Raw genomic sequence first — 12,799 nt, forward strand, 5'->3', positions numbered from 1 at the left:
TGAGGGTATAAACAATAAAAGCCCGCAAGCGGGCTTTTATAAAAAGTGAGCTTAATAAACTAAGTTATTTACTCAACTAAACCACGGCGCTTAAGTAGTGCGTCTGTAGTTGGTTTTTGGCCTCTAAACTCAATGTAGCTTTGCATTAAGTCGCGGCTATTACCTTTAGATAGTATTTCTTTACGGAAGTTGTCACCGTTTTCACGCGTTAAACCACCATTGTTTTCCATATGCGCAAATGCATCGGCTGCAAATACTTCAGTCCAAAGGTAGGCGTAGTAACCCGCAGAGTAACCACCGGCAAAAGTATGGCTAAAGTAGTTTGACTTATAACGCGGTGGTACAGGGTAGTAATCAATACCGTGTGCTTTTAGCGCATCGCTTTCAAACTTTTGTACATCGCTGATTTTTTTATCTGAACCAAACGAGTGCCATTCCATATCAAGTAAAGCTGCGGCTAAATATTCAGTGGTACCAAAACCTTGGTTGAATTTTTGCGAAGCGAGTACTTTATCAAGTAATGCTTTAGGAATTGGCTCACCTGTTTTGTAGTGCTTAGCGTAGTTAGCAAGTACTGTAGGCTCAATCATCCAATCTTCGTGTGCTTGTGATGGAAACTCAACAAAGTCACGGGCTGTAGCTGTACCCGCTAGGCTTGGGTATTTAACGTCTGAGAATAAACCGTGCGCCGCATGACCAAACTCATGGAACATAGTAGACACTTCATCGAAGGTCATTAGCGTTGGCTGGCCTGCCGCCGGTTTAGGAATGTTTTGTGCGTTGTAAATTACAGGTTTAGTGCCTTTTAAGCCACTTTGGCTAACGTATGCACTCATCCATGCACCGCCACGCTTACCTTCACGTGCATATGGGTCCATGTAAAATAAACCAATTGCACTGCCGTCAGCGTTAAATACTTCGTAGGCTGTTACATCTTCGTGATAAACCGGTAAGTCTTTGCGCTCTTTAAATGTAATACCGTAAAGTTTATTCATCGCAAAGAATAAACCATCGTGAATTACAGAGTTCATTTCAAAGTATGGCTTAACTAGCGCAGGATCTAGGTCGTATTTTTCAGCACGTACTTTTTCTGCATAAAAAGCCCAATCCCATGGTTTAAGCTCAAAGCTTTCGCCCGAATCGTTAATCACTTTTTGAATTGAAGCGGCTTCAATTTTAGCTTTTTCAACTGCTTTTGGTGCTAGGTCATCTAAAATGCCGTATACGTTATCAGTTGTTTGAGCCATACGCGAAGTCATTACATACGATGCCCAATCTTTAAAGCCTAGTAGTTCTGCTTTTTGAGCACGTAAGTTTGTTTCTTCAATAATAATTGGACCGTTGGTCTCGGCTGCACGGTTAGCTGATGCAGTAAAAATTTGCTCACGAAGTTCGCGGTTTTCAAGGCTTGATAAAATTGGCTGCTGTGTTGTGTTCACTAAAGTGATCATGTAGCCGTCTTTGCCTGCTTTTTTAGCTGCGGCTGCAAGGCCTGCAATTTCACCTTCAGAAAGGCCTGCAAGCTTAGATTTATCGGTAACTACAATTACATCTTCTTTAAACGATTTTAAAATGTTTTGAGAAAACGCAGTAGAAAGCTCTGCAAGTTGCGAGTTGATTTCACGCATTTTTGCTTTTTCAGCGTCATTTAACTTTGCGCCGGCTTTTACAAATTGCTTGTAGTAAAAATCTACAAGGCGTTGATCTTCAGCGTTAAGCGAGTCTTTGTTGTCGTAAATTGTTTGTACGCGCTTAAATAATGCACCATTTAAGTAAATGTCATCAGAGTGAGCAGATAAAACCGGCGCCATTTTTTTACTTATACGCTGGTATTCATCATCTGAAATTAAACCAGAAAGGTTATAAAATGCAGCCGATACACGGTTTAGTAGCTCGCCAGACATTTCCATTTCAACTAATGTATTTTTAAAAGTTGCAGGAGCTGGGTTGTTGGCAATAGCTTGTACTTGTGCAGTATGCTGAGCAATACCTGCGTCAAAGCCGGCTTCGTAGTCTTTTGTACCAAACTTATCAAACTCTGGTGCCATGTACTGCAATGGGCTTGGTTTGAATAAAACATTGTTTGCGTTCATGTCTTGCACTTGTGCTGCGCTCTCTTTTGCCATGTCTTGAGGTTCGTTAGAAGAACAAGCCGATAGGATTAGGGCACTAGCAATAGTAGTGGCGATCAGGGTTTTACGCATAATAACTCCATAAAAAGATTAGCCGAAATAGGCTTTGCGAGTCGAAAAACCTAGTTAACTTATCAAATTTGGGGGTTTATACAATAAAGTTTATCGGTATTAAGCGGGATTTGAACGCAAATTAGCTAATAATTAGTATTAAGGTAGGTAAAAGTAGCTCTAAAATTAAACGTAAGAGCTACTTAATTATACGATTGTGTGTTTTGAAGGCGGTTAATTATAACCAAGAACAAATTTTCTTTCTGAGCCAAAGCTATTAGATTGCTGTCCAAACTCTTTATTAATAGTTGCTAGAGTTTGCTCTTGTTCGGCTAGCAAGCACAAAACTTTATTTCGGTAATCTAGGCTGCTTTCAAACAATTTTAAATCTACCTGCGGCTGCAAAGTAGCGAGTCTTTGATTTAAGGTAAGTTGTGTCATATGTGATCTCCAGTGCTTGTACACTATTTATATAGCACTCGGTGCAATAAAGAGTTAATAAATTGTTCATAAAATTCATATTGAACTTATTAACTTGGCGTTTTAGCTATATTATGCCTTGCTAAGCTTAGCGAAAACTGAACCACACTTATTTTTAGTGAACAAATAACAAACAAAAAAGATATTGGGAACACTTATGACCCTCGAACAAATTAATCAATACTTAGCCTTTGTAATATTCACTTACAACGATGTGAATATTACGGTAGCAAAAGTAATTCAAGTGCCACTTATATTGTTTGCTATGTGGTTTGTAGTCACACGTATTGGCAAGCTTATTAAAAAAACATTACTCGCTAAAAAAATAAGCCAAGACGCAGTGCATTTGTTTACTCGTATTTACTTTATTTTAAGTATCGCTATTTTAATTTTTACATCGCTTGAAGTGCTCAGCATCCCGCTTACGGCATTTGCTTTTGTATCCGGTGCAATTGCTATTGGTGTAGGTTTTGGTGCACAAAACATTATTAATAACTTTATCAGCGGTTGGATACTAATGTGGGAGCGCCCAATTCGCATTGGTGACTTTTTAGAAGTGGGAAACGCAAAAGGCGTAGTTGAAACTATTAATACGCGCTCTACACGTATTCGCCGAAACGATGGTGTACATATGCTTATACCTAACTCTCAGCTTTTAGAAAACACAGTAACTAATTGGACACTAATAGATGGTAATGCACGCTCGTCGGTAAGCGTAGGTGTTGCCTATGGCTCAGATGTAGTGCTTGTTAAAAAACTCATTCAACAAGTGCTTGATGATCATGACGCTATTTTAGCTAATCCAAAGTCGTCGGTAATGTTTGATGACTTTGCCGATAGTTCTTTAGTGTTTAACGCCATTTTTTGGGTTTGTGCTGAGTCTGAAACCATGCTTAGAAAGGTACGCAGCGATATCCGCTTTAGCCTTTATGACGTATTTGAAAAGCACGATGTTGTAATTGCGTTTCCACAGCGTGATATTCATATAGACGGCGAAATTGCTTTTAAAAAGTCGTAGTTTTGATAAAAAGTCGCCTGCGGGTGACTTTTTTTTATGAGCAATTATGATGTTTCTATTTTGGGTTAATATGTAAAGTAATCCATTTTTCCTACTTTACTTCGCGAACTTCAATAAAGGACATATGTCCTCATTATTAGGTTTTTACATCTAAAAACAGATAAAAACGCATGTTTTTGTAGTTAAATGTTGCAAAAAAGTTTCTAATTTTACACATATTTATGCAGTAATATTATTACACAATGGTATAATATTAACCGTTCGTTCAGCCTTATTACTCCGTTTTTGTACTCTCGGTGATGAGGTCCGCGCGCCATATAGCAAGACGCGAAAAATTGTACGAGCCCGCAATGAATACATTGCGCAACACAAAAAACCGTTGAACAAGAGTGCATACAAAAGGTTAATACCCGACATGAAATCATTAAAAAAAACTGCAATAGCGACCATTATTAATGCTGCTCTATTATCTGCTGCTGGCACATCCGTTTCGGCTTTCGCTGCTGAAGAAGATACCGCTAAAAAAAGCAATCAACTAGAAGTTATCCAAGTTACCGCTCGTAAACGTGTAGAAAATGCGCAAGAAGTACCTGTAGCAGTATCTGCATTACAAGGCGATAACTTAGATGCATACAGCTCAGCAGGTATGGATATTCGCTTTATGAGTGCGAAAATTCCAAGTCTTTCAATCGAATCTTCGTTTGGACGTTCTTTCCCTCGTTTTTATGTTCGTGGTCTGGGTAATACCGATTTCGATTTGAATGCTTCACAACCAGTTTCATTAGTTGTTGATGAAGTAGTTCAAGAAAATGCTATTTTAAAAGGTTTCCCGGTATTTGATGTAGAACGCGTAGAAGTATTACGTGGTCCTCAAGGTACATTGTTTGGCCGTAACACGCCGGCTGGCCTAGTTAAATTTGATACTGCTAAACCTAGTCAAGAATTTGAAGGTTACGGTGCTGTTTCTTACGGTAGTCGTGGCGCTGTAGATACAGAAGGTGCTGTAGGTGGCGCATTAACAGATCGTTTATCTGCACGTGTTTCATTACTGTGGCAAGACAAAGACGATTACATCGATAACCAAGCGCCTGGTTTTGAAGCTAAAGATGAGCAGGGCGGCTACACAGAAAAAGCAGCGCGTATTCAGTTTTTATACGAAGGCGATGACTTTACTGCACTACTAAACTATCACACACGTGATTTAGACGGCTCACCAATTGCGTTTCGTGCAAACGTTATTGAAGCCGGTTCAAATGACTTAGTAGACAACTACGAACACGATGTTGTTTATCAAGATGCTGCTTCACGTTCAACACAACAAGTAGAATCTGAAGGCGCAAGCTTAAAGCTTGAGTGGGATATTAGCGATGAGTACACGCTAACTTCTATTTCAGGTTGGGAAAGTGCAGAAATTTACTCTCGTGCAGATATTGACGGTGGTTACGGCGGCTATACAATAGATGATGTTGCAGTTGATATGGGGCCTGGTGTTATTCCTTTTTCTTCAGAAAGTGCAGATGGCATTCCAGATCACGATCAGTTAACTCAAGAGTTACGCCTTGCAAGTAACTTTAGTGGTGATTTTAACTACCAAGTTGGTCTTTTTTACTTTGATGAAGAGCTAACAATTGAAAACTTTAGTTATGACACGGCGAACAATGGTGCTTTAAATGGCTACGTTCAGCAGCAGCAAGATACAACTGCATGGGCTATTTTCGGCTCTGTAGATTATGTTTTTTCAGATAAGCTAAAAGTAACTGCGGGACTGCGTTACTCTGATGATGAAAAAGATTTCTCGGCAGACCGTACACTCAGTCCACTTAGCGTATTTGGCGTTGGTCCTTTATTCATAGAAAAAGAAGTTAGCGACAGCCATGTAAGCTGGGACTTATCTGCAAACTACAAAGTAAACGAAGATGTAAACTGGTATAGCCGTGTTGCAAATACATTCCGTGCGCCTAGCTTACAGGGTCGTATTTTGTTTGGTGATGACGTAACAACTGCTGATTCAGAAACAGTGACTTCATTTGAAACAGGTATTAAGTCAGATGTACTTGACGGTCAAGGCCGTGTAAATGCAACTGTATTTTACTACACAATGGATGACCAACAGCTTACAGCTGTAGGTGGTGGTGCTAACTTTAACCGCTTAGTTAATGCTGATAAAACTACAGGTTATGGTTTTGAGCTAGATACTGAGTGGGTATTAAGCGATGAGTTTAATGCAACATTCAACTTAAGCTACAATAAAACCGAAATCAAAGATAATAACCTAACTATTGCAGCCCCAAGTCGTTCAACGTTAAACATTACAGACCCTGTAGTAGACGGTAAAGTATTTCTTGACGGCAACAGCTTACCGCATGCTCCAGAGTGGATCTCTAACTTTACGCTTCGTTACAACAAAGAACTTGCCGACGGTAACTTCTTTGCATTAGGTGATATTTCTTACCGTAGCGAAATTAACATGTTTTTATATGATTCTGTTGAGTTTGAAGGTAAAGCATTAACTGAAGTAGGTTTACGTGCAGGTTATGAGTGGGCTGAAGGTGACTACGAGTACCAAGTATCTGCTTTTGTTCGTAACTTATTTGATGAGCAGCAAGTAATTGGCGCAGTAGATTTCAATAACAATACGGGTATTGTTAATGAAGAGCGTTACATTGGTGCAGAATTTAAAGTTAACTTTTTCTAAAATTAACTTAAATTAATTTTAAAAGCCTGCCTTGTGCAGGCTTTTATGTTTTTATAAAGCTGGTAAAGTAGCGTTAATTAATTTAAAGAGATAAAAAAATGGCTGGATTTTGGAATTACCGTGTAATTTTTTGTGAAGCAACGAAAGATGAAGCTGCGCAATATCAGATACACGAAGTAGAATATAACCTAAACGGTAAAGTGACCAACTGGTCTGAGACAGGTGCGGCTCCTTTTGGTACAACGCTTGATGAGTTAAAAGATGATTCAATGCGTTTAAACACAGCGTTTGAAAAGCCTGTACTTAAAGTTGTTCGCAAAACTCGTGGTTACGAGCTAGTTGATATTGAAACCGGTGAAGAAGCATTTGCTGAGCCTCCAGCAGGCTTAACACAGTAATACAAAAAAGGCGCCTAGGCGCCTTTTTTAACGCTAAAATTTAAGGAGTGAGGATGAGCTTAAACGCAGTATTATTTGATATGGATGGTACATTAGTAGATTCAGAAAGCATGCACTTTGTGTGCTGGAGTCAATTATTAGCGCCTTACAACATACGTTATAGTGAGGATGAGTTTTGCCAGCGATTTTCAGGGCGACCAACGCTCGAGGCCGCTATTGATATCAAAAATGAAAACAACTTATCAGTAAGTGCACAGTTTTTAGCAGACGAAAAGTACCGTTTATTTGGTGAGTACGTAAAAAGTAATTTACCTCCTATTATGCCTTTTGCTGAACAAACACTGAAAGCCGTTAAAAAAAGCGGTTTAAAAATGGCATTGGTTACAGGCAGTGCGCGCAGCGAAGCCATGCCTATATTAAAAGGGCTGGGCTTTTATGAGCTATTTGATACTGTGGTTACTAAAGATGATGTAACTAACCCAAAGCCAGCAGGGGATCCTTACCTTTTAGCGCTTAAACATATTGATGTAGCGCCAGAGCATGCGATTGCTGTTGAAGATACCTTTACCGGTGTATGCGCTGCAAATAATGCACACGTTCATGTTGTTGCGATTGCAAATCACCATACGGTTGATCATGACTTTAGCAAAGCGACTTATTGCATGAAAAATTTAGGTGAGTTTTGGCAGTGGGTGCAATCTCAACTATAGTTTAAGCCTTATTTACTTTGCAGGGATGCAGTAATGGCTTTTATAAAGTACCTTTTAATTTTATTAAGTGTTGTGTTTACACACGCTATTTATGCGCTTCAGCCAGATGTGCTTTTAGCAAAAGTATATGACGAGTCTAAACATGGCAATATTGAAAATTACTTAGTCAGTGAAAAATTTGACGGTGTAAGAGCAATATGGACCGGTGATAAGTTTGTAACTCGCAAAGGAAATGCTATTAATGCACCTAGTTGGTTTACTGAAGCATTGCCACAGGTTTGGCTTGATGGAGAACTTTGGATAAAGCGTAATAATTTTGCACGTGTAAGCGGTATCGTAAGAACCAAAATACCTAATAACCACGACTGGCAGAGCGTTACGTATCAAGTATTTGATATGCCAGATCCGAGCATTCCTTTTAGCACTCGCTATCAAAATTACAGTCAATTAGTTGAGGAGCTTAATTTACCTCATATTAAAGCGGTTAAACAACATAGCTTTAATAGCCTTCAATCATTAACTAGCTATTTTAAAGGCGTAACCACACAAGGTGCAGAAGGGGTTATGCTTCATCTTGCAAGTGCTAAGTATAAAAGCGGACGCTCTGATGCGCTATTAAAGTTAAAGCCTTACCTAGACGCTGAGGCTGTTGTAATTGAGCATTTACCTGGTAAAGGAAAGTATCAAGGTATGCTTGGCGCTATAAAAGTAAAAACATCAGACGGACAAGAATTTAAAATAGGTACTGGTTTTAGCGACGTGCAGCGTAAAAGTCCGCCTTTAATAGGCAGTACAGTGACGTACCGATACCATGGCCTAACAAAAAATGGTTTACCACGCTTTGCGAGCTTTTTAAGAGTTAGAGAGCCTTTATAGCGTTTATAATTATTATAAAGTGTGCTAAATTGCGCGGCCTTTTTGGTAATGTGTGGTGAAGTATGTTTGTAGGTTTTGATTACGGTAGTTCTAATTGTGCTATGGGTGTTATGGACGAAGGTCAGGTTCAATTAGTACCGTTAGAGCAAGGAAAACATTACTTACCTTCTACGCTTTACACTCATCACAGCGCTTTGGTTGTTGATTTTGTTGCTAAGCACATACATGGTACAGCCCATGAGCACGACTTTTTAACGCAGCGCCAAGCATTATTAAATACACTACCTCGTATTAAATCAGATCTTGATTTACAACCTTCGGACGAAACGCTTTTTATTGGCCGTGAAGCCATTAGTGAGTATGTACAGTTTCCTGAGGAAGGCTATTTTGTTAAGTCCCCTAAGTCATTTTTTGGCGCAACGGGCCTCAAACAAGGTCAAATTAATTTTTTTGAAGACATTGCAACCGCAATGATTTTAAAAATTAAACAGCGTGCAGAGCTCTCTTTAGGTAAAACGCTTACTCAAACTGTTATTGGGCGTCCTGTTAACTTTCAGGCCGTTGGCGGTGAGCAATCGAACCAGCAAGCTGTTGGTATTTTAGATCGAGCAGCAAAACGCGCAGGCTTTAAAGATGTTGAGTTTTTATATGAGCCACTGGCTGCTGGAATCGATTACGAAAGTGATTTGAACCAAGATCAAAAGGTATTAGTTATTGATATAGGCGGCGGTACAAGCGATTGCTCGTTTGTACAAATGGGGCCTAGTTTTAGAGGTAAGAGTGAGCGCGATAGCGACTTTTTAGCCCACAGTGGTAAACGAGTTGGCGGAAACGATTTAGATATAGCGCTGAGCTTTCATGGCTTAATGCCATTACTTGGTTTAGGGAGTACGTTTAAATCGGGCCTCCCTTTGCCTAATCAACCATTTTGGCAAGCGTGTAAAATTAATGATGTAAATTTACAGAGCCAATTTTATAGCGAAAATCATTACCGAGAATTAAGCGCCCAATTACGTGATGTAAGTGCACCAGCGCTCTATAAACGTTTAATGCATTTACAGCAAAACAAGCAGGGGCATCAACTTGTACAGCAAGGTGAGACGGCTAAAATTGCGCTTTCGTCTGCAGATGCTTTTGATTGTGATCTAAGCTTTTTAGATAGTGGCCTTAATAAAAATTTATCGGTCAGCGATTTAGCAGTTGCTGTAGAAAGTAGTATTAGCCAAATAGTAACTTTAGCAAAACAAGCAATTACTGATGCAGCAACAACACCAGATGTTATTTACTTAACAGGTGGCAGCGCACAATCGCCCTTAATTAAAGCGGCGCTAAGTGAACACTTAGGTGATATAAAAATGGTGAACGGGGATCACTTTGGTAGTGTTACAGCCGGCCTAACTAAATGGGCCAGCATGCTTTATAAGTAGCTTAAAAGAGTATTTAAAGACTGATTTGTCGGGTTGCGAGGTATTTTTCGTAATCTGGCAATGTACGCTCAAGTTCAGTATCCATTAGTGGTGAACTTAATAGCATATCTGCACTTACTTCATTACACGCCACCGGAATATTCCAGACAGCCGCTAAACGTAGCAGTGCCTTGACATCTGGGTCATGTGGTTGCGATGCCAACGGATCCCAAAAAAACACTAATACATGAATTTCATGCTCAGCGATTTTTGCACCTAACTGTTGATCCCCACCCATTGGGCCACTTAATAGCTGAATTACATCAAGCCCGGTGGTTTTTTCAATTAAATGTCCTGTAGTACCTGTGCCATAAAGAGTGTGTTTGCTAAGAGCGTTTTTGTGCTTTTCGCACCATAGTTTTAATGCGGCTTTTTTACCGTCATGGGCAACTAAGGCAATATTTTTATTTGCTGGTAACGACTGTGTTTTTTGTTCCATGCTGCATCTTATTATTAGTTAAGCAATACTAATTATTTGTAATTAATATAATAAATTTATGGCAAGCGCAATAAACACTATACCGGTGACTCTATCAATCCAAAGCTGACTGTTTGGGTGATTCCTAAAAAACTGGGCAATTTTATCGCCAAAATAAATATACGTGCAGTCAATCGGAAAAGCAAAAATAGGATAGAGCAAACCAAAAAAAGCGAGCTGAAAAGTAGCTGATGATAAAGTTGGATCTACAAATTGGGGTATAAACGCAATAAAAAACAATGCAACTTTAGGGTTTAACACTTCGGTCATCATGGCCTGAAACATCACGTTAGATTTTTTACTTGTACTAATGTGTGGTTTTTCTTTGCCAGCGCAGTCGGTTGTGGAAGTAGTGCGCTTTAATGTGTCCTTGATCATCATAAACCCTAAATAACATAAGTAAGCAGCACCAGCATATTGCACCGCGCTATAGGCCGTGGCTGAGGCTTTTAACACTGCGCTTAAACCAATCACGGCAAAAAAGGTATGTACAACCCCACCTAAAGCAAAGCCAAAAGCACTTTGCATACCGGCCGCTCTGCCATTGGCAAAAGTTTGTGCCATCAAAAATGCATTTGATGGCCCAGGTGCGACAGCCATTAAAAAGCTAGCCAATAAAAAAGAAACTAAAAAATCGGGATTAATCATGTTTTAGCAGGGTGTAACGTATGGGCTTTTTTACTCATTAAAATAAGCCATAGCGGTGCTAGCAGCAATAAATGAAATGCAATGAGCCAAGGTGTACTTAACCCTAAGTATTGAGTTAAAAATACCAGCATACTTGCTCCACTCATTTGCATTGCTCCAAGTAATGCAGACGCTGTACCAGCTTGCTTAGGAAAGCTTGAAAGTGCCATACCTGCTGCTGAGCCCAAACTTAACGCAAAACCTAAAGCTGAAATTAAAATGGGTAACATAAGAGCAAAAGCTGTTTCTATATGGCTTAAGGCAAGCATTAAAATACCAGAAAAAACCAATAGGCTTACCCCTAAACGCAAAGCCCGTTGGCTATTACGTTTTATGTACAGTGGGGTGATAAAACTTGCCACTATGCTCAGTACTGCATTTAAAGTAAACCAAAAAGTAAAGTCGGTAACGGTGCCACCTAAATAAGTAATGATCCAGCCCGGGGCGAGTGTTACATAAACCAATATGGCTGACATAGCGACCATGCACAGTAAACTATTGAACAAAAACACGGGCGTTTTGATAATAGGTTTAAAACGACGTAAATCTAAAATATGACCTTGGTAATGGCTATCGGCAGGGCGCGTCTCTCTAAAAAACAGCAAAGTAACGAGTAAACCTACAATGGCAAAAGCAGTTAAAAACATAAAGTTCATTCGCCAACCAAATTGCACGGTTAGCCACGCACCTAAAATAGGGGCCATAGCGGGTATAAAGCATACAATACCATTTAAATAGGTGATCATTTGTCCGCTGCGTTCGCTGCCATATTTATCGCGTACAATAGCGAATGCAACAACAAATGTGGCACACGCCCCTAAGCCCTGTAGCGCACGTGCCACCATTAAAATTTCAAACGAAGGAGCAAAGTAGGCGAGTAATGCCGAACCCGCATAAAGGCTAACCCCAACTATAGCGACAGGTTTTCGGCCAAATTTATCAGCAAGTGGACCTGCAATTAGCTGTCCTAAACCCACGGTTAACATAAAAATAGCGACGGTTTGTTGTACTTGTTGCTCTGATACAGCAAATTGCTCTGCGATAGTAGGAAAGGCAGGTAGGTAAATATCGATTGCCATTGGGCAAAAAATAACGAGTAGCGCTAAAATGAGCAGTAATACTAAATTGGGTTTAGCTGGGCGTGTTTGCATTGAGTCTCCTTTTGCTGGGTATTTTAGGTGTCCACCCATAAAAAAGAAAGGGCTTATGACCCCTGCATACGTCGTCATTCGTATTTTTTACTTAATTAGCTACAAATAGACGCTTCAATTATCTTTTTTAAACTGGTCTGATGTGTTAATTTTGAAAAATATATAAATGTTTGGAAATAATAATGAGTAATAAATCCGCACTTTTAAAAACATGGCAAAAATTTAAAAGCCTGCCATGTGGGAATTGGTTGTTTAGTAAAGCGGTATGCTTTAAGGCGCCTTATTTTGGCTCAATGAAACCGTACATACTTGATTTAAAAGAGGGACACTGTAGCGCTGTAGTCAAAAACCGTCGCAGCGTACACAATCATATTGGCACTATTCACGCTATTGCACAGTGTAACTTAGCTGAATTGTGTGCAGGCGTAATGGTTGATGCAACTGTACCTGTAAAAACTCATCGCTGGATCCCAAAAGGGATGACCGTTCAATATTTAGCGAAAGTAGATACTGATGTGACAGCAATTGCCGAGATTGATTTACCGCATGTGTGGGTAGATAAAGAAGATTTAATTGTGCCGGTTAAGCTTTACAATACCCACAATGAACTGGTGTTCACTGCAGATATTACAATGTATATTACTGAAAAAAAGTAGC

12 protein-coding genes are annotated in these 12,799 nt (G+C 39.6%); 7 read left to right on the plus strand and 5 right to left on the minus strand.

The genetic code is table 11. The annotated features are described in order from the left end of the window. Nucleotides 1–68 precede the first annotated feature (68 nt). Both ATS74_RS02385 and ATS74_RS02390 read right to left on the minus strand, forming a co-directional pair. A complete protein-coding gene (locus ATS74_RS02385; RefSeq protein WP_058547333.1) occupies nt 69–2,204 on the minus strand; it encodes a M3 family metallopeptidase in 2,136 nt (711 codons plus the stop codon). Between the two features lie 213 nt (nt 2,205–2,417). Further along, complete coding sequence (locus ATS74_RS02390; RefSeq protein ID WP_058547334.1) at nt 2,418–2,624, minus strand: hypothetical protein; 207 nt, start codon at nt 2,622–2,624, stop codon at nt 2,418–2,420. Between the two features lie 196 nt (nt 2,625–2,820). Here ATS74_RS02390 and ATS74_RS02395 point away from each other — a divergent pair, with 196 nt between their 5' ends. The 6 genes from ATS74_RS02395 (at nt 2,821) to yegD (ending at nt 9,787) form a co-directional block, all read left to right on the plus strand. Then, a complete protein-coding gene (locus ATS74_RS02395) occupies nt 2,821–3,681 on the plus strand; it encodes a mechanosensitive ion channel family protein (protein WP_058547335.1) in 861 nt (286 codons plus the stop codon). A 415-nt stretch (nt 3,682–4,096) separates the two neighbouring features. Then, nucleotides 4,097–6,376, plus strand: a complete 2,280-nt coding sequence (locus tag ATS74_RS02400) for a TonB-dependent receptor (RefSeq protein WP_058547336.1) — start codon at nt 4,097–4,099, stop codon at nt 6,374–6,376. A gap of 98 nt (nt 6,377–6,474) precedes the next feature. Then, the gene (locus ATS74_RS02405) at nt 6,475–6,774 is read left to right on the plus strand and encodes a hypothetical protein (RefSeq protein WP_058547337.1); all 300 of its coding nucleotides are present in this window, start codon (nt 6,475–6,477) and stop codon (nt 6,772–6,774) included. Between the two features lie 53 nt (nt 6,775–6,827). Continuing rightward, nucleotides 6,828–7,484 (plus strand): HAD family hydrolase, encoded by a 657-nt coding sequence (locus tag ATS74_RS02410; RefSeq protein ID WP_058547338.1) that lies wholly within the window; start codon nt 6,828–6,830, stop codon nt 7,482–7,484. A 33-nt stretch (nt 7,485–7,517) separates the two neighbouring features. Continuing rightward, nucleotides 7,518–8,360 carry a DNA ligase gene (locus ATS74_RS02415; RefSeq protein ID WP_058547339.1) on the plus strand — a complete coding sequence of 281 codons (843 nt, stop codon included), beginning with the start codon at nt 7,518–7,520 and terminating at the stop codon, nt 8,358–8,360. A 62-nt stretch (nt 8,361–8,422) separates the two neighbouring features. After that, nucleotides 8,423–9,787, plus strand: coding sequence for a molecular chaperone (gene yegD / locus ATS74_RS02420; RefSeq protein ID WP_058547340.1), 1,365 nt, complete (start codon nt 8,423–8,425; stop codon nt 9,785–9,787). 13 nt (nt 9,788–9,800) lie between these two features. Here the strand turns inward: yegD and ATS74_RS02425 are convergent, their stop codons facing one another. The 3 genes from ATS74_RS02425 to ATS74_RS02435 are packed head-to-tail and all read right to left on the minus strand — an operon-like array spanning nt 9,801 to nt 12,142. Further along, entirely contained in the window at nt 9,801–10,265 is a 465-nt protein-coding gene (locus tag ATS74_RS02425; RefSeq protein WP_058547341.1) for a methylglyoxal synthase, read from the minus strand. 42 nt (nt 10,266–10,307) lie between these two features. Beyond that, entirely contained in the window at nt 10,308–10,952 is a 645-nt protein-coding gene (locus ATS74_RS02430) for a LysE family translocator (RefSeq protein ID WP_058547342.1), read from the minus strand. Further along, nucleotides 10,949–12,142: a multidrug effflux MFS transporter gene (locus ATS74_RS02435; protein WP_058547343.1), complete on the minus strand. Its 1,194-nt coding sequence runs from the start codon at nt 12,140–12,142 to the stop codon at nt 10,949–10,951. Before ATS74_RS02435 ends, ATS74_RS02430 begins: the two co-directional genes overlap by 4 nt. Before the next feature lie 182 nt (nt 12,143–12,324). On the opposite strand from ATS74_RS02435, the gene ATS74_RS02440 reads away from it, so the two are divergent. Beyond that, nucleotides 12,325–12,798: a hotdog fold domain-containing protein gene (locus ATS74_RS02440; protein WP_058547344.1), complete on the plus strand. Its 474-nt coding sequence runs from the start codon at nt 12,325–12,327 to the stop codon at nt 12,796–12,798. Nucleotide 12,799 lies beyond the last annotated feature (1 nt).

This window comes from Pseudoalteromonas sp. H103 (assembly GCF_001469205.1).
In the GTDB taxonomy this organism is placed as follows: domain Bacteria; phylum Pseudomonadota; class Gammaproteobacteria; order Enterobacterales; family Alteromonadaceae; genus Pseudoalteromonas; species Pseudoalteromonas carrageenovora.